The sequence below is a fragment of the Sphingomonas sp. 35-24ZXX genome, from assembly GCF_000786215.1.
Classification (GTDB): domain Bacteria; phylum Pseudomonadota; class Alphaproteobacteria; order Sphingomonadales; family Sphingomonadaceae; genus Blastomonas.
On record NZ_JROG01000003.1, the window covers coordinates 712,691 to 732,130 of the forward strand.

Annotated in this window: 14 protein-coding genes; 7 read left to right on the forward strand and 7 right to left on the reverse strand. The window is 65.3% G+C overall.

What is annotated here, in order from left to right:
• Window positions 1–151 precede the first annotated feature (151 nt).
• Window positions 152–1,945: an aminodeoxychorismate synthase component I gene (gene pabB / locus LI72_RS06080; protein WP_033925362.1), complete on the reverse strand. Its 1,794-nt coding sequence runs from the start codon at window positions 1,943–1,945 to the stop codon at window positions 152–154.
• Window positions 1,946–2,100: 155 nt separating this feature from the next.
• On the opposite strand from pabB, the gene LI72_RS06085 reads away from it, so the two are divergent.
• Window positions 2,101–4,089: a S9 family peptidase gene (locus LI72_RS06085; protein ID WP_033924887.1), complete on the forward strand. Its 1,989-nt coding sequence runs from the start codon at window positions 2,101–2,103 to the stop codon at window positions 4,087–4,089.
• 27 nt (window positions 4,090–4,116) lie between these two features.
• Window positions 4,117–5,499 carry an L-serine ammonia-lyase gene (locus tag LI72_RS06090; protein WP_033924888.1) on the forward strand — a complete coding sequence of 461 codons (1,383 nt, stop codon included), beginning with the start codon at window positions 4,117–4,119 and terminating at the stop codon, window positions 5,497–5,499.
• Here the strand turns inward: LI72_RS06090 and LI72_RS06095 are convergent.
• The gene (locus tag LI72_RS06095; protein ID WP_033924889.1) at window positions 5,480–7,624 is read right to left on the reverse strand and encodes a ComEC/Rec2 family competence protein; all 2,145 of its coding nucleotides are present in this window, start codon (window positions 7,622–7,624) and stop codon (window positions 5,480–5,482) included. The two genes, LI72_RS06090 and LI72_RS06095, sit on opposite strands and share 20 nt — an antisense overlap.
• 97 nt (window positions 7,625–7,721) lie before the next feature.
• Between LI72_RS06095 and gltX the strand changes: the two genes are divergently transcribed.
• Both gltX and LI72_RS06105 read left to right on the forward strand, forming a co-directional pair.
• Window positions 7,722–9,182 carry a glutamate--tRNA ligase gene (gltX, locus tag LI72_RS06100; protein ID WP_052129544.1) on the forward strand — a complete coding sequence of 487 codons (1,461 nt, stop codon included), beginning with the start codon at window positions 7,722–7,724 and terminating at the stop codon, window positions 9,180–9,182.
• A 90-nt stretch (window positions 9,183–9,272) separates the two neighbouring features.
• Complete coding sequence (locus LI72_RS06105; protein WP_197051852.1) at window positions 9,273–10,538, forward strand: citrate synthase; 1,266 nt, start codon at window positions 9,273–9,275, stop codon at window positions 10,536–10,538.
• 77 nt (window positions 10,539–10,615) lie between these two features.
• On the opposite strand, the gene LI72_RS20620 is transcribed toward LI72_RS06105, so the two are convergent.
• Complete coding sequence (locus LI72_RS20620) at window positions 10,616–10,750, reverse strand: hypothetical protein (protein WP_269429427.1); 135 nt, start codon at window positions 10,748–10,750, stop codon at window positions 10,616–10,618.
• A gap of 46 nt (window positions 10,751–10,796) precedes the next feature.
• A complete protein-coding gene (gene dnaN / locus LI72_RS06110) occupies window positions 10,797–11,915 on the reverse strand; it encodes a DNA polymerase III subunit beta (RefSeq protein ID WP_033924891.1) in 1,119 nt (372 codons plus the stop codon).
• A gap of 188 nt (window positions 11,916–12,103) precedes the next feature.
• Here dnaN and LI72_RS06115 point away from each other — a divergent pair, with 188 nt between their 5' ends.
• From LI72_RS06115 to rlmN, 3 genes are read left to right on the forward strand one after another with little or no spacing between them, the layout of a single operon-like run.
• Entirely contained in the window at window positions 12,104–12,760 is a 657-nt protein-coding gene (locus LI72_RS06115) for a histidine phosphatase family protein (protein WP_033924892.1), read from the forward strand.
• The gene (locus LI72_RS06120) at window positions 12,757–13,254 is read left to right on the forward strand and encodes a hypothetical protein (protein WP_033924893.1); all 498 of its coding nucleotides are present in this window, start codon (window positions 12,757–12,759) and stop codon (window positions 13,252–13,254) included. Before LI72_RS06115 ends, LI72_RS06120 begins: the two co-directional genes overlap by 4 nt.
• Window positions 13,255–13,286: 32 nt before the next feature.
• The gene (gene rlmN, locus LI72_RS06125) at window positions 13,287–14,543 is read left to right on the forward strand and encodes a 23S rRNA (adenine(2503)-C(2))-methyltransferase RlmN (RefSeq protein WP_033924894.1); all 1,257 of its coding nucleotides are present in this window, start codon (window positions 13,287–13,289) and stop codon (window positions 14,541–14,543) included.
• A gap of 39 nt (window positions 14,544–14,582) precedes the next feature.
• Here rlmN and LI72_RS06130 read toward each other — a convergent pair whose 3' ends face one another.
• The 3 genes from LI72_RS06130 to LI72_RS06140 all read right to left on the reverse strand — a co-directional run bounded on the left by LI72_RS06130 (window position 14,583) and on the right by LI72_RS06140 (window position 19,295).
• On the reverse strand, window positions 14,583–16,355 hold the full coding sequence (locus LI72_RS06130) for a cation:proton antiporter domain-containing protein (RefSeq protein WP_033924895.1): 1,773 nt from the start codon (window positions 16,353–16,355) through the stop codon (window positions 14,583–14,585).
• Window positions 16,356–16,435: 80 nt separating this feature from the next.
• The gene (locus tag LI72_RS06135; protein ID WP_033924896.1) at window positions 16,436–18,067 is read right to left on the reverse strand and encodes a bifunctional GNAT family N-acetyltransferase/carbon-nitrogen hydrolase family protein; all 1,632 of its coding nucleotides are present in this window, start codon (window positions 18,065–18,067) and stop codon (window positions 16,436–16,438) included.
• 7 nt (window positions 18,068–18,074) lie between these two features.
• On the reverse strand, window positions 18,075–19,295 hold the full coding sequence (locus tag LI72_RS06140) for an NADP-dependent isocitrate dehydrogenase (RefSeq protein ID WP_033924897.1): 1,221 nt from the start codon (window positions 19,293–19,295) through the stop codon (window positions 18,075–18,077).
• Window positions 19,296–19,440: the final 145 nt, after the last annotated feature.

Here is a 19,440-nt window from a genome sequence, read left to right on the forward strand (position 1 = left end):
AATTGGGGTGTCCGTCTGGCGAATCAAGCAGACCGGGGGATGGTTCTGCTTGGGTCGAGACAACCTTGCCTGTTTTGGCTGTATCCGCTGTGAACCACGGCACAGGCGTGCGTTCAGGCTTTTCCTTGCGACGCAGACCGCCCCGGTTCGATCAGTCGATCAGCCGGGCGCGCATCAGCCCGCGCAGCGAATTGCCCAGCCAGAAGCCATCGGCCAGATCCGCTGGCATCAGCGGATGCTCCACCGCGCGGCCCTGATCGATCAGTTCGCGGCGCAGGATGCCGGGCAGCAGACCCTGGGCCAGCGGCGGCGTCAGCATCCGGCCATCGCGCTCGACGAAGATCGATGTGAAACTGCCTTCGGTCAGCGCGCCCTCGGCATCGGTGAACACCACCTCATCCGCCCCCTGCTGCATCCGGGCTTCCCGGCGCGGAGCATCGTAGCAGGCGCGGTCGGTGGTCTTGTGCGCCAGCCGCAAATCGTCGTGCGCCAGCGTCATGCGCCGGACTGCCACGCGCAGCGGCGCGGCCAGAGGCGCAGGCGCCGGGCGCATCTCGATCGCGGTATCGCCCGGCGGGCTCAGCAGCAGCCGGATGCGGGTCGGCGAATCGAGATAGAAACAGGCATGGTGCAGCGCGTTGCGCACCGCATGCCGATCGAACGAAAAGCCCAGCGCCGACGCGCTGGCCTTCATCCGTTCCAGGTGCAGCTCCAGCCGCAAGATGCCCTGAGCCGGGTCGAACCTCATGGTTTCGATGAGATCAAACCTGCGTGTTGCCGCCTTCAAGAACGCCCCCTTGACCAGACATTCGCGCCATTCGTCATCGGCGCGGGAATCCGCCACGACGCCGGAGCCCAGCCCCAGGCTGACCTTTTGCGCATTGGCAGGCAGATGCAAGGTGCGAATCGCGACATTGAACGCGGCATCGCCGGGCTTGCCCCACTCGCCCGGATCGATCCGCCCGATCGACCCGCAATAGATGCCGCGCGGCCCCGCCTCGATCGCGCGCAGCAGTTCCATCGCCCGGATCTTGGGCGCGCCGGTGATCGATCCGCATGGGAAGATCGCGCGCAGGATGTCGACCGCATCGTGACCGGGCGCGATCGCAGCCCGCACGGTCGAGGTCATCTGATGAACGCTGGGATAGCTTTCGATGCGGAACAGGTCGGTCACATGCACGCTGCCGGGCGTGGCGACGCGTGACAGATCGTTGCGCAGCAGATCGACGATCATCAGGTTTTCGGCGCGGTCCTTTTCGGACGCCAGCAGGCTGGCCGCCGCCTGCGCATCGCGCAGCGGATCGGCGTGACGGGGCGCGGTGCCCTTCATCGGGCGCGCGGTCATCTCGCCTTCGCGCAGCGCGAAGAACAGCTCGGGCGAGAGGCTGAGCAGCCAGTCGATCCCGTCGAACACCACGCCGCCATAGCCCGCCGCGGAACCTGCCCGCAGCGCCCGATAGAGCGCTAGCGGATGACCCGACAGCGCGGCATGGTTCTGGAAGGTGAGATTGGCCTGATAGATATCGCCGCTGGCGATCGCCTCATGCACCTCGCCAAAGCGCGCAGCATAGGCATCCGCGTTCATGTCCGGCCGTGCCGGGGCCAGATACGCTTCGGCATCGCCCGCCTGCCGCGCTAGCCACACGCGCACCTCATCGGCCGTCATGACGTCATGACGCTCGAACAGCCCGAACCACGCCAGCGACATTGGGCCCAGCGTATCCAGATGCGCCCGCAGCCTGGGTTCGAACGCCAAGCCGGCTTCGTAGCTCAGATAGCCGGCGGCATGCAGCCCTGCCCGCCCCGCCTCGCGCAGATCATCGAGCAGGCCGTCCAGTTCATCGGCCGTGTGGGCGGACAGGCAGCGCACCGGATCGCGGTAAAGCCGCGACGGGCTGGCGCGCACGTTGCGGGCATCGTCCAGCAGAACGAAGGGCTGTGGCATCGGGATGGCGGTAAGACGGTCGGGCCGGGGGTCCATGGGCTGCGCTTCTAGGGCGCGATGGCGATGCTGCATAGAGACGAGTTGGCGGCGAATGATTGCCAAGCTGCCCCGCCCCGCATAGATCGGCGGGACAATATGTCAGGAGAGATGCAACGATGAACAGGCCCGCAAAAAGGCTGGCAGCCGGCGTGATCGGCACCCTGGCCGTGCTGGGGCTGTCTTTCCCCGGGCTTGCGCAGGATGCGCCGCGCGCTGCCGAACCGGCCGTGCCGCCGCCCGCCGCGATGCTGGCCGATGGCGTGCCGGCCATCCCGCAATCGCTGGTCGCCGATACCCGGCCGTTCCTGGAATATCGTACCGCCGGTTTTGCCGGCTGGCATCCCGTCGACCAGTCGATGCTGATCACCACCCGCTTCGGCAACGTCTCGCAGCTGCATCGGGTCGCCGCGCCCGGGGCGGCGCGCAGGCAGATCAGCTTCGAGGAAGAGCCGATCTTCAACGGCAGCTGGTCGCCTGACGGGTCGATGCTGCTGCTCGAAAAGGACGCTGGCGGAAACGAGGTGGCGCAGATCTATGCGCTCGACGGCGGCCGCCTGACCTTGCTGACCGATGGCAAGAGCCGCCACGCGCTGGGCCCCTGGTCCGATGACGGCGAACTGGTCGCCTATGGCAGCAACATGCGCAGCGGCGTGTACAACGACATCTACATCATGGACCCGCGCGACCCCGGATCGGCGCGCATGGTGCTTTCCACCGACAGCGGCGGCTGGGCGGCGATCGACTTTGCCCCCAACGGCCGCGACCTGCTGGTGTTCAACTATATCTCGGTCACCGACAGCCAGCTGCACATCGTCAATGTCGAGACCGGCGCCATCCGCCAGGTCACGCGCGATGCGACACCGGTCGCCTACGGCAATCTGCAATTTGCCCTCGATGGCCGGCTGTGGGTCTCCAGCGACAAGGATTCGGACGTGCAGCGGCTGGGGGTGCTCGATACCCAGACTGGGCTGTTCACGCCGATGATCGACGGCGGGCGCTGGGACATCAGCAGCTTCGATATCGCAAAGGATGGCAAGACCATAGCCTATGTCATTAACGAAGCAGGGTTTTCCCGCCTCTACCTGTACGATATCGCGACGGGTGCAAAACGGCAGGTTATGGGCCTGCCGCCGGGCGAGATCGGATCGGGCATGAAATTCGCGCCCTGGGGCGCGCTTGGCTTTACCGTCTATTCCAACCAGGCCCCCGGTGATGCCTACAGCCTGGACCCGGCGACGATGCAGGTAACGCGCTGGACCGAAAGCGAGACCGGCGGGCTCGACCCGGCGGTCAACATCCTGCCCGAACTGGTGGAGATCAAGAGCTTCGATGGCGAACCGGTGTCCGGCTTGCTCTACCGGCCCGATCCCGCGCGGCACCCGGGCAAGCGACCGCTGATCATGTCGATCCATGGCGGGCCCGAAGGGCAAGCCACCGCAGGCTTTCTGGGCCGCAACAACTATCTGGTCAACGAGCTGGGCATCGCGCTGTTCTATCCCAACGTCCGCGGGTCGACCGGCTTCGGCAAGCGCTTCGTCAGTCTCGACAATGGCCCGTTCCGCCGCGAAGATTCGGTAAAGGACATCGGCGCGCTGCTCGACCGGCTGGCGAAATATCCGACCCTCGATGCAAAGCGCTTCGGCATCACCGGCGGCAGCTATGGCGGCTATATGTGCTATGCTGGCGCGATCCGCTATGGCCGCAGGTTCAATGCGGCGACGTGCATCGTCGCGATCTCAAACTTCGTGACGTTCCTCGAAAATACAGAGGAATACAGGCGAGACTTGCGACGGGTTGAATATGGCGACGAACGCATCCCCGAATTGCGCGCCAAGCTTCAGGAAATCAGCCCGCTGACCGAGGTCGATCGGCTGAAGCTGCCGCTGCTGGTGGTCACCGGAGCCAACGATCCGCGTGTTCCGGCGAGCGAGGCCGACCAGATCATCGATGCGGTCCGATCGCGCGGTGGCACTGCCTGGCACCTTCTCGCCCGCAACGAGGGCCATGGCTTTCGTCGCAAGGAAAATGCCGACTTCCTGTTCTGGACGACGCTCGCCTTCTGGCAGAAGCACCTGCTCGGCCAGGATGTCGGCGCGGCGGACTGACTCCTCCATCTCAAGCAAGGACATAGCATGGTCGCCTCGGTTTTCGATCTGTTCAAGATCGGCATCGGTCCCTCCAGTTCGCACACCATGGGCCCGATGGTCGCCGCCGGGCGGTTCGTCGCCAGGCTCGCCGATCGGGGCGCGCTGGAGCGCGTCGCGCGGATCGAGACACGGCTTTACGGATCGCTCGCGCTCACCGGAAAGGGCCATGCCAGCGACCGCGCCATCCTGCTGGGGTTGGCGGGCGAGGAACCGGTCACCTGCGATCCCGACGCGGCTGACCGGCTGGTCGAGCAGATTCGCGCGACTCGGGAAATCCGTCTGGCAAAGCGCCACGCCATCGCGTTTGACGAGGCGACCGATCTTCTGTTCCTGCAGCGCGAGCGGCTCGACTATCATTCGAACGCGATGACCTTCTGCGCATTCGACACCACCGGCGCGCAGATCGACCGCCGCGCCTATTTCTCAGTCGGCGGCGGCGCGGTGGTCGACGAAGACGAAACGGCGGGCAACGCGCCGGGCGCGGGCGGGCTGTGGGACCCGCCCCATGTGTTCCGCTCGGGCGCCGAACTGCTCGCCATCGCGCATCAGACCGGATTGTCGATCGCCGAGATCACGCGCGCCAACGAACTGGCCGCGCGCGATGCCGATTCGCTGTCGGCGGGTCTGCACGAGATCGCCACCGCGATGTCGGCGTGCATCGATCGCGGCATCCGCACCGGCGGCGAGCTGCCCGGGGGCTTGCGCGTCAAGCGCCGCGCGCCGCTGATCATGGCGCATCTGATGGCGCGGCAGGAGCGGATGCTGTCCGATCCGCTGACCGTCATCGACTGGGTCAACCTCTGGGCGCTGGCGGTGAACGAGGAGAATGCCGCAGGCGGCAAGGTCGTCACCGCTCCCACCAATGGCGCGGCGGGCATCGTGCCCTCGGTATTGCGCTTCTACGACCGCTTTGCGCCCGGCGCAGACCGGGCCGGGGTCGAGCGCTTCCTGCTCACGGCTACGGCGATCGGATCGCTGTTCAAGGAAAATGCCTCGATCTCGGGCGCGGAGGTCGGTTGCCAGGGCGAGGTCGGCGTCGCCTGCTCGATGGCCGCAGCAGGGCTCGTCGCCGCCTGGGGCGGATCCGCCATGCAGGTCGAGAACGCGGCCGAGATCGGCATGGAGCACAATCTGGGTCTCACCTGTGACCCGGTCGCCGGGCTGGTGCAGGTGCCGTGCATCGAGCGCAACGCGGTCGGCGCGGTCAAGGCGATCGAGGCGGCGCGGCTTTCCATGATGGGTGATGGCACCCACCGCGTCAGCCTGGACGAGGTGATCGAGACGATGCGCCGCACCGGGCTCGACATGAACGAGCGCTACAAGGAAACCTCGCAGGGCGGGCTCGCGGTCAACGTGGTCGAATGCTGAGACGTCGCGTTTCCCTCTGGGTGGCGCGTTCCGCCTCGCGGAGCGCCACCGCCCGGTCCCACCAGGGATGCCCGGCATGGTCGCTGGCGACGGTGCGGACGACCTGATCGTCCAGATACAGCGCCAACCCGCCGGTGCGCGCCAACATCGCGCGGTCGGCCTTGATCCAGCGCGGGCGACAGCTGCGCGGCAGCCAGCGCCCGGCAATGACGATATCGGAGCGACGACACGCGGCGGCCAGCGCGCGCTCGGGCACCCGCTCGCGGTTGCGGCCGATCAGCACGGCGTAATCCCGCTGGCCCGATCCCAGGACGACGCTGCAGAACTCGGCATTGCAGCGCGCTTGGGGCCAATCCTCGATGGGGATTGCCTCGCCCTCGAACGCGGCGCTCTCGCTCAGGCTCTGCAGCGCATATTCGCCCGTCCTGCGTCGTAGAATGACCAGGCGATCGCCCGGCCGCGGGATGGCGACATGCTGGCCGTCACCGGTGATCAGCAGATCCGGCACCGGCTGGAGCGCCACCAGAACGCTGGCGAGCGCAACCGGGATCAGCCCCAGCCAGCGCGCGCGGCTGCGCCACAGGAACAGCCACAGTCCGCCGATCACGAACAGCGCATAGACGCCCGCGCCGCTCCTCGGGAACAGCGCCACCGCACCCGGAGCCTCTGCCACCCCATGCGCCAGCGCCAGCAGCCCATTCAGCGCCTGCCCGCACAGCCACCAGAACGGCGCGCCCAGGGCCGCCAGATCGAGCAGCAGCGCGATCGCCTCCAGCGGCATGATGACGAAGGTGGTGAGCGGGATCGCCAGCATGTTCGCGAGCGCGCCATAGAGCCCGGCCTTGCTGAAATGATGCAGCGCGATCGGCATCAGCGTGAATTCGATCAGCAGCCCGGTCAGGAACAGCATCGCCAGAAATCGCACCACCCGCCCCGGCCAGGAATAATCTGCCGCTGCCCAGGCGCGCATCGCGGGATGATCGTGAAGCGCGACGATCGCGGTGACGGCAGCGAAGCTCAGCTGAAAGCTCGGGCCCATCAGCGATTCGGGCCAGATCAGCAGCACCAGCATCGCGCCTGCCGCAATCAACCGCGGCGAAATGGGATCGCGCCCCAGCGCCAGGGCCGCCAGCACCAGCAGTCCCGCCGCGCAGGAGCGGATCGTCGGCACCTCCGCGCCGGTCAGCAACGTATAGGCGATACCCGCCAGCGCACCTGCCCCGGCCGCGACCAGTGGCAAGCGCCACGCGCGCGCCAGCGGCGGGAACAGGGCGAGCAGCTTGAGCGTGATCAGCCACACCGCGCCGATCAGCGCGGTGACATGCAGCCCGCTGATCGAGAGCAGATGCGCCAGGCCGCTGCGCCGCATCGCCTCGGCATCCTCTTCGCTGATCGCACCGCGGTCGCCAGTCGCGAGCGTCGCGGCAATTCCCCCTGCCCCGCCCGGCACCGCCTGCTGGATATGCGCGGAAAGCCGGGCCCGCAGAGAATCAAGACTGGTGGCTGGCCCGCCCGGACGCAGGATCTGCGGTGCATCGAGCAGCCGCCCGGTGGCACCCAGCCCTTCGAACCAGGCGCGCTGGGCAAAGCTGTAACCGCCGGGCAGCGCCGCCTGCGCTGGCGGCATCAGCCGCGCGCGCGCGCTGATGATGGCGCCTGGCCGCACGCGCGCATCATCGAACGCCAGCTCCAGATTCACTCGGACCCTCTCGGGCAGGCCCAGCGCCGGTGCAGGCGCGATCACCAGCCTCACCTGCCCGCGCGCCGGCTGCGCCTCTCGCTCGAGCACGCGGCCGGTCAGCGCGCCGAACCAAGGCGATGCCAGGGGATCGGCGGCAACCCGGTCAGCGCGCAGAGACATGTGCGCCATGCCGGCCGCGAGCATCAGCAACGCGACGAACGCCGCGCGCGCGCCCAGTTCCATCGCGCCCCAGGGGCCGCACACCGCCCGCACCAGCAGCGCTGCTCCCAGGCCCAGCGCGATCACCGCAACCGGCCAATCTGCCCCCGGCAGCGCGAACCACGAAGCGATGCCCGCACCGAATGCCACGACGATCCAGACCGGCAATTGGTCGCGCTCTGCCAGCAGCCATCGCCCGATGGCCGCGACGGCACCCGCGGCCATTGAAAAACGTGACAAACTGGCCATTTGTCGCTGCCAGAAAGCCGTGCTAGAGGCGGTCGAAATTGCCATGTGCGGCGAGTTTGAAAGGAAAGCGTAAGTGAGTGCAAGCGGCGAAAACGTGACTGTTCCGGCAGCAACGCCGGGGGGACAGGTCGTCACCCGTTTTGCCCCCTCGCCCACCGGATACCTGCACATTGGCGGTGCGCGCACCGCGATGTTCAACTGGCTGTTCGCCCGTCATCACGGCGGCAAGGCACTGCTGCGTATCGAGGATACCGACAAGGCGCGCTCTACTCCGGGAGCGATCGACGCGATCTTCGCCGGGCTCGACTGGCTGGGTCTCGACTGGGACGACACACCGGTGTTCCAGAGCGAGCGTGCCGCGCGCCATGCCGAGGTTGCGCACCAGCTGCTGGCGGCTGGCAACGCGTACAAGTGTTTCGCTACCGCCGAAGAGCTCGAAGCAATGCGCGCCGAACAGCGCGAGAAGAAGCTGCCGATGCGCTACGACGGCCGCTGGCGTGATCGCGACCCCAACGAAGCGCCCGAGGGGGCGCCTTACGTGATCCGTCTGAAGGCGCCGCAATCGGGCAAGATGACGATTGCCGACGAGGTTCAGGGTAACGTCACGGTCGATACGCGCGAACTGGACGATTATGTCCTGCTCCGCTCCGATGGCACCCCGACCTATATGCTCGCCGTGGTCGTCGACGATCACGACATGGGGGTGACGCACATCATCCGCGGCGACGATCACCTGAACAACGCGTTCCGCCAGCTGGCGCTGATCCAGGCGATGGGCTGGCCTGAGCCGGTCTATGCGCACATCCCGCTGATTCATGGCAATGATGGTGCAAAGCTTTCCAAGCGCCATGGCGCTCTGGGGGTCGAGGCGTATCGCGACGACATGGGGATCGTGTCCGATGCGATGTTCAATTACCTGCTGCGGCTCGGCTGGGGCTATGGCGACCGCGAGAAGATTTCGCGCGCCGAAGCGGTCGAGCTGTTCGCGTTGGCCAATGTCGGCAAGTCGCCTTCGCGTTTCGATGCCAAGAAGCTGGTCAACCTCAATGGCCAGTATCTGCGCGAGATGGACGATGCCGCGCTTGCTGCCCTCGTCGCACCGCGCGTCGCCGCGCTGATGCCGGGCTTCGACGCTGCCAGCGGTACCGATCTGCTTGGCCGCGCCATGCCGGTGATGAAGCTGCGCGCGCGAGACCTCAACGAACTTGCCGAAGGTGCGCAGTTTCTCTTCAAATCCCGCCCGTTAAGCATGGACGAGAAAGCGAAATCTTTGCTAGACGAAGCCGGGGTCACGGTTTTGCAGACAGTATCGCCGGTTCTGGCCGAAGCAGCGCCATGGACGGCCGTCAACTTGGAAGAAAAGCTTACCCAGTTTGCCGAGGCACAAGGGCACGGTCTTGGCACTTATGCCCAACCGCTGCGCGCCGCCCTGACCGGACAGGCGCGCTCGCCGGGTATCTTCGACGTGCTCGAACTTCTGGGACGAGAAGAATCGCTCGCCCGGATCGACGACGTGACGCGCATCACCGCCTGATCGCGGCGCGCGCACCAGAATACCGCCTGGCAGGCCAAGGCCTGCCCTCGAAACGCTTGGAGGAGAACAACCGTGTCAGACAGCGCAACAATGAAGATCGGCGACAAAGAGAGCAATTACGCCATCCGCTCCGGCACGATCGGCCCGGACGTCATCGACATCCGCAAGCTCTACGCCGAAACCGGCTGCTTCACCTACGACCCCGGCTTCACCTCGACCGCCAGCTGCGATTCCGCGCTGACCTATATCGATGGTGACGAAGGCGTCCTGCTGCACCGCGGCTATCCGATCGGCGAGCTCGCCGAGGATTCGAGCTTCATGGAAGTCTCGTACCTGCTGCTCAACGGCGAACTGCCGAGCAAGGACGAACTCGACAATTTCACCTACACCATCTCGCGCCACACCATGCTGCACGAACAGCTGATGCAGTTCTATCGCGGTTTCCGCCGCGATGCGCACCCGATGGCGATCATGTGCGGTGTCGTCGGCGCGCTCTCGGCCTTCTATCACGACTCGACCGATATCGCCGATCCAGAGCATCGCAAGATCTCCAGCCACCGGCTTATCGCCAAGATGCCGACGATCGCCGCTGCCGCGTACAAATATTCGGTGGGCCAGCCGTTCGTCTATCCCGACAACTCGCTGTCCTATACCGGCAATTTCCTGCGCATGACCTTCGGCGTTCCGGCCGAGCCCTATGAAGTGAACCCGGTGGTCGAGCGGGCGCTGGATCGCATCTTCATCCTGCATGCCGACCACGAACAGAATGCGTCGACCTCGACCGTGCGTCTGGCCGGATCGTCGGGTGCCAACCCGTTCGCGTGCATCGCCGCCGGCATTGCCTGCCTGTGGGGCCCCGCGCATGGCGGCGCCAACGAAGCGGCGCTCAACATGCTGCGCGAGATCGGCACGCCCGACAAGATCCCCGAATACATCGCCCGCGCCAAGGACAAGAACGATCCGTTCCGCCTGATGGGCTTTGGCCACCGCGTGTACAAGAACTACGACCCGCGCGCGACGGTGATGCAGAAGACCGTGCGCGAAGTGTTCGACGCGCTCAAGGTCAACGACCCGGTGTTCGAAGTGGCGCTGCAGCTCGAGGAAATGGCGCTCAACGACCCCTATTTCATCGAGAAGAAGCTGTTCCCGAACGTCGACTTCTATTCGGGCGTGATCCTATCGGCGATCGGCTTCCCGACCACGATGTTCACCGTGCTGTTCGCGCTCGCCCGCACCGTCGGCTGGGTCGCGCAGTGGAACGAAATGATTTCGGACCCCGGCCAGAAGATCGGTCGCCCGCGTCAGCTGTACACCGGCCCGACGCAGCGCCCCTATGTGCCGATCAGCGGCCGCTGATCGCGCACGCGGCCACAGGCAAGACGAGCAGACGCCCTCCCCTCACCGGGAGGGCGTTTTGCTTTGGGGGGAGCGGTTCAGGGTATGCTTGCGGCGACGACAAGGCCCGCCAGCAGCAGCATCAGCACTAGGAGGACGATGGCAACGAGGCTCGCGAACAGGGTCAGCGCCCCTCCTGTCCGGTCGAACCTGTAGATTACCAGAAGTAGCAATACGATGCCGGCGAGGAGGACGAAGGCCCCGGCGCCGGGCATCGGATCAGACGCGCATCGGCATCAGGACGTACAGCGCGCTGGCCTTGTCGTTCTCACGGATCAGCGTCGGGGCGCTGCTGTCGGCCAGATGCAGTTCGACGACATCGCCTTCGATCTCGCCTAGGATGTCGAGCAGATAGCGCGCGTTGAAGCCGATCTCGAATCCGTCGCTGGCATATTGGCCTTCGACCTCTTCAGCCGCCGTGCCGTTTTCCGGGCTGGTCACCGACAAGGTGATCTTGTCCTTTTCCAGCGCCATCTTGACCGCGCGGGTCTTTTCGGTGGCGATGGTCGCGACGCGGTCGACACCCTGTTCGAAGGCGCGCGGGTCGATCTTGAGCAGCTTGTCGTTCGCGGTGGGAATGACGCGGCTGTAATCGGGGAAGGTCCCGTCGATCAGCTTGGAGGTCAGGATCGCGCTGCCCAGAGTAAAGCGGATCTTGCTCGCCGAGAGGTCGATCTGCACCCGCGCATCGCCCCGCTCGTCGAGCAGCTTGCGCAGTTCGCCGATGCATTTGCGCGGAACGATGACATCGGGCATGCCCTCCGCGCCATCGGGCCGGTCGAGCGTGACGCGCGCCAGCCTGTGGCCGTCGGTCGCCGCCGCCTTGAGCACCGGACGGTCGTCATCGGCCACGTGCAGGAAGATGCCGTTGAGATAATAGCGTGTCTCTTCGGTCGAGATCGCAAAGCGGGTCTTGTCGATGATCTGCACCAGCTCGGCCGCCGCCAGCTCGAAGCTGGTCGGCAGGTCGCCCTCGGCGATCACCGGGAAGTCGTCGCGCGGCAGTGTCGGCAGCGTGAAGCGGCTGCGACCGGCGCGGACCAGCATCTTGCCGTCGGCAGCATCGAGCATCACCTGGCTGCCATCGGGCAGCTTGCGTGCGATTTCGAACAGCGTGTGCGCGGAGACCGTGATCGATCCGGGGGTTTCCACCGAATAGGCGCTCATCGTCTCGACGATCTGCAGATCGAGATCGGTCGCCATGAGGCGCAGCGAGCCATCGCCCGATGCCTCGATCAGCACGTTCGACAGAATGGGGATCGTGTTGCGCCGTTCCACCACCGACTGAACATGGCTGAGGCTCTTGAGGAGCGTCGCGCGTTCGATTGTCGCCTTCATGAAAATCCCCCGAGACCGAGCGGTCTCACACACAAATGAGGTTTCCGCCGCCATGGCAGAATCCGGACCCACTTCATTAACAATATTGGCTTTAGCCGCAAGCCGATAGCCGGGCAAACCCGCATAAACTGTGGAAAATGGCTGGATAGGCTTGCGTTAAACGATGCCATTGCCGAAACGGGACAGATATGACGCAAAATTCCCGGTTTGCCTGCCCTCCCGTCCCCGGCCGCCTGTTCATTGCGCGGCATGGCGAGACCGTGTTCAACGCCGCCAAGAGGTTGCAGGGCGATCATCTCCACACCCCGCTGACCCGCGCCGGATTTGCCCAGGCCGATGCCATGGGCGCCGCATTGGCTGCGGTGCTGGGGCATGGGCCGGACTTGTCGCTCTGGGCATCGGATACCGGGCGCGCGTTGCAGACGCTCGCGGTAATCACCGGGCATCTCGGTCTCGACTGGCACGATGCGCAGCGCGATGTCCGCCTCGCCGAGATCGGCATGGGCTGCTGGGGCGGGCGCTACTATGCCGATGTCGTCGCCGAAATAGGGCCGATTGTCAGTCCAGACATGCTGCTGACCCCTGCTCCCGATGGCGAGACCTATCCCGAAATTGCCGACCGCGTCATCGGCTGGCTGGCCGATCATGCAGGCAAGCCCGGCGACAGGCTGGTGATCATGCACGGTATTTCCAGCCGGGTGCTGCGCGGGGTGCTGCTGGGCCTGCCGGTCCACCCAGAATTCGGCGCGCCGATCGCGCCCGGCCTGCCCCAGGGATCGGTGGTGATGATCGCGGACGGCACGGAACAGGTGGTCGTCACCGGCACTGGCGGAGGCCATGCGTGAGAAGACGCGCCGCCGCGCTGGGCCTGGCGCTGCTGGCGGCGCTGGCCCCGGCTGCTGAGGCGCGCGACAGCCTGGGCATATTCGACGACTGGGGCGCGTTTCGCGACCCGCAGGTGCCGCGCTGCTATGCGATCGCACAGCCCGACGAGGTGCGGGGCCAGCGCCAGTACCGCCCGTTCGCGAGCATCGGCTATTGGCCCAAGCGCGGCGTGCGCGGGCAGTTTCATCTGCGGCTGAGCCGCGCAATGGCCAGGTCTGAAAGCGTCACGCTCACCATCGGTATCCGCCGTTTTCGCCTCACCGGCGGCGGTGGCGATGCCTGGGCACGCGACAGGGCGATGGATGCAGCGATCATCGCCGCGCTGCGCTCGGCCCGCGAGATGACCGCGAGCAGCGAAGATTCCCGGGGCAATGTGATCCGCGATGTCTATCGGCTGAAGGGCGCTGCCACCGCGCTCGACGCCGCTGCCCTGGGCTGTGCGGGCAGGCGGTAGATTTTTGCGCGCCGATTGACTATGTGGCGCGCATGAACATCCCCACACCTTCGATGGACATGGCCATTCCCGGCCATATCGACCCCATGCCCGTCCCGCGCGCCATCACGCCGCGCGAGGATGGCCGCGCCGACCTGATGGGCCTGATGCGCGAGGATATCAGCGCGCTGCTCGAAGCCGCAGGGCTCGACCGCAAACAGGCCAAGCTGCGTTCGAAGCAGCTGTTCCACTGGATCTACCATCGCGGTGTCACCGATTTCGACGCCATGACCGATATAGCCAAGACGATGCGCCCCTGGCTGGAAGAGCGGTTCGTGATCGGTCGCCCCGCGATCGTCGAGGCGCAGGTCTCCAGCGATGGCACCCGCAAGTGGCTGCTGCGCACTGATGACGGCCAGGATTACGAGATGGTCTTCATCCCCGATGCGGATCGCGGCACGTTGTGCATCTCCAGCCAGGTCGGCTGCACGCTCAACTGCCGCTTCTGCCACACCGGAACGATGCGTCTGGTGCGCAACCTGACCCCGGGCGAGATCGTCGGGCAGGTGATGCTGGCCCGCGACGCGCTGGGCGAATGGCCCAAGGGCGCGATGGACCGCCTCGACGAGGACGAGGACGCGGCATCATACACCGCCGATGGTCGTCTGCTCACCAACATCGTGCTGATGGGCATGGGCGAGCCGCTGTACAATTTCGACAATGTCCGCGACGCGATGAAGGTGGTGATGCACGGCGATGGCCTCGCGCTCTCCCGCCGGCGCATCACGCTGTCGACCAGCGGCGTTGTGCCGATGATGGCGCGCTGCGGCGAGGAAATCGGGGTGAACCTGGCGGTCTCGCTGCATGCGGTGACCAAGGAAGTGCGCGACGAGATCGTGCCGCTCAATCGCAAATACGGGCTGGAAGAGCTGCTCCAGGCCTGCGCCGACTATCCGGGCGCGAGCAATGCCCGGCGCATCACCTTCGAATATGTGATGCTCAAGGACAAGAACGACAGCGACGACGATGCGCGCGAGCTCGTGCGGCTGATCAAGGGCTATGGCCTGCCCGCGAAGGTCAACCTGATCCCGTTCAATCCCTGGCCCGGCGCGATCTACGAATGCTCGGACCCTGAGCGGATCAAGCGCTTCTCCAATATCGTGTTCGAAGGCGGCATCAGTGTGCCGGTGCGCACGCCGCGTGGCCGCGACATCATGGCCGCATGCGGTCAGCTCAAGTCGGCATCGGAAAAGAAGAGCCGCGCCGAGCTCGACCGGCTGGCGGAAGAAAAGCAGGCGGCTCTGGGGTAAATTCGCTCTCCCCTCCCGCCAGCGGGAGGGGCGCAAGCGTCATCCTGCTGCGGGTTCGCCCGAGCGCAGCGCCGGTTTCTCGTCGAGGCCGCCCTCTTCCATGATCCGGTGGCGCAATTCGTCGCGCTTGCCGTGGATCGAGGCGATGACATGGCCCATCGCGATCCCCAGATCGACCAGCAGCGCCTCTGACAGCTGCAACGAGCTTTCCAGCGCTTCGGGCACCGCCAGCGTGGCCCCGGCGCGGTAGAGTTCTGCGGCATGGTCGGTATCGCGCGCGCGGGCGATGATCGTGAGATCAGGCACCCAGCCATGCACGCGTCGGACGATCTGCGCCGCGAGCACCGGATCGTCCATCGTCAGGATAAGCGCGCGCGCATGGCCCAGCCGCAGACGGTCAAGCAATTCTGGCCGCGCGACATCGCCAAAGACGATCGGCACGCCCGCGCGCCGCGCCTGCATGACGACATCGACATTGGATTCGACCGCGACGAAGGGCTGCTGATGCTCCTTGAGCATATCGGCGACGATCTCTCCCACCCGGCCATAGCCGAAGATCACGGTGCGGTCGTTAGCGATATCGGACTGGTCGATCGGTGCGGCATCGCTGGCGCGCATTTCCAGATGCCGCGCCATCGTGTGCCCCAGCTTGGCGAGCAACGGCGTGATCGTCAGGCCAATGGCGGTCACGATCTGCCAGAACTGTGCGGTCGTTGCCTGGATCAGTTGCGCCTGCACGGCGGCTGCGAGCACGATCAGCGTCGTTTCCGAAGGGCTTGCCATCAGCACGCCCGCTTCTGCCGCCGTGCCGCGCCGCGCACCGGCGACCCGCAGCAGCAGCCCGGTAACCACCGCCTTGACCACCACCACGCCCACGACCGCGATGGCAAGTTCCTGCCAATAGGCGGCGATGACGCGCAGGTCGATCGACATGCCCACGGTGATCAGGAACACGCCCAGCGCCAGGCCCTTGAACGGCTCAATCAGAATCTCGACCTCGCCGCGATATTCGGTCTCTGCGATGATCAGCCCGGCCAGCAGCGCGCCGACGATCGGCGACAGGCCCACCGATGCGGTCGCAAGGCTGGCGGTGATCACTACCAGCAGGCTGGCGGCCAGAAACAGCTCGGGGCTCTTGGTGCGCGCGGCCTGCGCAAACATCCGGGGCAGGATCAACCGGCCCAGCACCAGCATGGCGACCACGGTGGCCACGCCCAGCATCAGGGTGACGCCCAGGCTGCTCGCGGCCGAAGTTCCGGCAATCGGTGCCAGCGCGCCGAGCAGGAAGATGATGGGAACGATCGCGACATCCTCGAACAGAAGCATCGCCAGCGCCGCACGCCCGACCGGCGAGGTCGTGCCCGACATCGGCAGCACCAGCGCGGTCGACGACAGCGCGAGAGCCAGCCCCAGGCCAATTGCGCCGCTCCAGTTCTGTCCCGCCATGTTGAGCGCGGTGCCGATGATCAGCGCGGATAGCAGCAGCTCTGCCGCACCCACCCCGAACACCAGTTTTCTGAGGCTCCACAATCGCTTGAACGACAATTCGAGACCGATCGTAAACAGCAGCAGGATGATGCCGAACTCGGCATAGGGCTCGATCGCTTCGGAATCGGTGATGGTGACGTGGTACAGCCAGGGGTATTCGTCGACCAGCGACCCGAGGCCTGATGGCCCGACCAGAATGCCGATCAGCAGGAAGCCGATGATCGGCGTGATCCGGAACCGCGCAAAGGCGGGGATGATGATTCCGGCGGCGCCGAGGATGACCAGCGCATCGCTGAAAACGGGATTATCAAGCGGATTGTGCATGGCACAAGGTAATGACCGATGGCGGCGCGGCTGTCAGCCTTTAATCGCGCCTGCGCAGCGCTTTATGCCTTGCGCTGGCGTTATCCGCCGCCGCCGCCCTGCGGTCCGGCAGGGGCCGTCTGGCGAATCCGCTCGCGCTTGGCGGCGGCCGTGCCGCGTCCCACCGCGCGGTCCCATTCGATATGGTAGAGGTCGTAGCGCCGGTCGCCCAGGTTGCGCACGGTCCCCTCGCTGCGGGCCCAGCTGAGGTCATCGAGGTTGACGTCGCTGATGGTGAGCGTCTCGACATTCTCGCTCGCCTCTGCCGCAATGCCATCGCGCGCGAACGGTAGGTCGCACGGGGTCAGGATGCAGCTTTGCGAATACTGGATGTCCATGTTCTCGACATCGGGCAGATTGCCGACATTGCCCGACATCACGACATAGCACTGGTTCTCGATTGCGCGTGCCTGGCAGCAATAGCGCACGCGCATATAGGCCTCGCGGCTGTCGGTGCAGAAGGGCACGAAAATGATCCGCGCGCCTTCGTCCGCCAGGCGTCGCGCGAGCTCGGGAAACTCGCTGTCATAGCAGATCAGCACGCCGATCGGACCGCAATCGGTCTGGATCGCATCGATGCTGTCGCCGCCCTTGATTTTCCACCAATAGCGCTCGTTGGGCGTGGGGTGGATCTTTTCCTGCGCATGGATCGACCCGTCGCGCAGCGCGACGAGCGCGATGTTCTGGATATCGCCGTCATCGGCGCGCGTCGGGTGCGATCCGCCGATGATGTTGATGTTGTATTCCATCGCCATCCGCGTCAGCTCGTCGCGGATGCGCGGCGTGAACTCGCTCAGTGCCTCGATGGCTTCCTGCGGCCCCATCTTCTTCTTGGCGAAGGAGAGCAGCGACATCGTAAACATCTCGGGGAACAGCACGAAATCGGCCTTGTAGTCGGCCGCGACGTCGACGAAATATTCGACGTTACGCACGAACTCCTCGAAATTGGCGACAGCCCGCGCCTGGAACTGCACGGTGGCCAGACGAACGCTCTCCACCCCGCGCGGAACGCGGTGCTTGGGTGGCTCGTCGGGGTTCACATAGGGGTTGCGCCACACCATGTGCACCGCATGGCCGCGAGATTGCTTGTCTTCGGGCAGATAGCGCTTGAGGATGCCCACCGGCGCGAAGCCATTGGCGATCTGGAAACCGATGACGGGATCGCGCAACTTGCCGTCAATCACCTTGGCCAGATAATCCTCGGGACTGTCGACCTTCTTGGTGCTCTTGGCCCGGTCATAGCCCGGGATGCGCCCGGCGAAGACAATGCCATTGAGATCGAACTGCTCGGCGAGCGCGCGGCGGGCTTCATAGAGACGCTTGCCGATGCGCACGCCGCGCTGGGCGGGATCGACGCACATTTCATAGCCGTACAGCCATTCGCCGGTCGGCACATGGCGCGTACCGAAGCCGTTACCGCTGATCTCTTCCCAGTCGTGCGCGGTGAACGCCATCGCCTCGGTGACCCGAGACGAGGCGCAATAGCCGACGATCTCGCCATCGAGGATGGCGACGAACTGACCCTGGGGGAAATTGTTGATCTGCCCGCGCAGCTCGCCGAACTTGTAAGGTGGCAGCCCGGGATAGGCGCGCTCGACGAGCGCGGATATCCCGGGAATGTCGCCCCTTCGGGCCTGCCTAACTTCCAGTCGTGCCTTGCTGCGCTGTGCCATCAACGCCTTACGCCCAGGTACCCATTTCCGTTTCGAGATTGGCGCGGATGGCCTCGAAGAACTGTTCGGTGGTCATCCAGGCCTGGCCGGGGCCGATCAGGATCGCAAGATCCTTGGTCATCGCGCCCTGTTCGACGGTCTCGATGCAGACGCGCTCGAGCGTTTCGGCAAAGCGCACCACTTCGGGCGTCTCGTCGAAGCGGCCGCGATAAATCAGGCCGCGGGTCCAGGCGAAGATCGACGCGATCGGGTTGGTCGAGGTCGCCTTGCCCTGTTCGTGCATGCGGAAGTGGCGCGTGACGGTGCCGTGCGCGGCTTCGGCCTCGACCGTCTTGCCATCGGGGGTCATCAGCACCGAGGTCATCAGACCCAGCGAGCCGAAGCCCTGTGCCACGGTATCCGACTGGACGTCGCCGTCATAGTTCTTGCACGCCCAGACGAACTTGCCCGACCACTTGAGCGCGGATGCGACCATGTCGTCGATCAGGCGATGCTGGTAGGTGATACCAGCAGCGTCGAACTTGTCCTTGAATTCGTTCGCGAACACTTCTTCGAAGATGTCCTTGAAGCGGCCGTCATAGGCCTTCAGGATCGTGTTCTTGGTCGAAAGATAGGTCGGCCAGCCGCGATCGAGGCCATAGTTCATCGATGCGCGCGCGAAGTCGGCGATCGAGTCATCCAGGTTGTACATCGCCATGGCGACGCCCGACGACGGGAACTGGAACACTTCCTCGTCGATCTTGGTGCCGTCTTCGCCTTCGAACACCAGACGCAGCTTGCCCGGGCCCGGTACGCGGAAATCGGTTGCCTTGTACTGGTCGCCAAAGGCGTGACGGCCCACCACGATGGGATCGGTCCAGCCGGGCACCAGCCTCGGAATGTTCGAGATCACGATCGGCTCGCGGAACACCACGCCGCCCAGGATGTTGCGGATCGTGCCGTTGGGCGACTTCCACATCTTCTTGAGGCTGAACTCCTCGACCCGCTGTTCGTCGGGGGTGATGGTGGCGCACTTGACGCCGACGCCATGCTCGCGGATCGCGTTGGACGCATCCACGGTGATCTTGTCGTTGGTTTCGTCACGCTTTTGGATCGACAGATCGTAATATTTCAGGTCGATATCCAGATAGGGCAGGATCAGGCGTTCACGGATCCACTCCCAGATAATGCGTGTCATTTCGTCGCCGTCGATTTCGACGACGGGCTTGGCCACCTTGATCTTTGCCATGCGGGATGTGCGCCTTCTTGCTAGGGAGGAATCGGAAAACTGGGTCGCTCTTAGCAAAGTCCGCCCATGTTTCAACCTTGTCGAACCACCGCCAGATAACGCAAATCACTCGCAGATTTATGCCGCAGCGCAGCATTATCCCGCC

Excerpts from the sequence above, each read along its gene's own strand:
- LI72_RS06105 (WP_197051852.1), top strand. The coding sequence starts at position 9,273 with ATGAAGATCGGCGACAAAGAGAGCAATTACGCCATCCGCTCCGGCACG.
- LI72_RS06130 (WP_033924895.1), bottom strand. The coding sequence starts at position 16,355 with ATGCACAATCCGCTTGATAATCCCGTTTTCAGCGATGCGCTGGTCATC.
- dnaN (WP_033924891.1), bottom strand. The coding sequence starts at position 11,915 with ATGAAGGCGACAATCGAACGCGCGACGCTCCTCAAGAGCCTCAGCCAT.
- LI72_RS06135 (WP_033924896.1), bottom strand. The coding sequence starts at position 18,067 with ATGGCACAGCGCAGCAAGGCACGACTGGAAGTTAGGCAGGCCCGAAGG.
- LI72_RS06085 (WP_033924887.1), top strand. The coding sequence starts at position 2,101 with ATGAACAGGCCCGCAAAAAGGCTGGCAGCCGGCGTGATCGGCACCCTG.
- LI72_RS06095 (WP_033924889.1), bottom strand. The coding sequence starts at position 7,624 with ATGGCCGCGGGTGCCGTCGCGGCCATCGGGCGATGGCTGCTGGCAGAG.
- LI72_RS06115 (WP_033924892.1), top strand. The coding sequence starts at position 12,104 with ATGACGCAAAATTCCCGGTTTGCCTGCCCTCCCGTCCCCGGCCGCCTG.
- pabB (WP_033925362.1), bottom strand. The coding sequence starts at position 1,945 with ATGCCACAGCCCTTCGTTCTGCTGGACGATGCCCGCAACGTGCGCGCC.
- LI72_RS06090 (WP_033924888.1), top strand. The coding sequence starts at position 4,117 with ATGGTCGCCTCGGTTTTCGATCTGTTCAAGATCGGCATCGGTCCCTCC.
- LI72_RS06140 (WP_033924897.1), bottom strand. The coding sequence starts at position 19,295 with ATGGCAAAGATCAAGGTGGCCAAGCCCGTCGTCGAAATCGACGGCGAC.
- rlmN (WP_033924894.1), top strand. The coding sequence starts at position 13,287 with ATGAACATCCCCACACCTTCGATGGACATGGCCATTCCCGGCCATATC.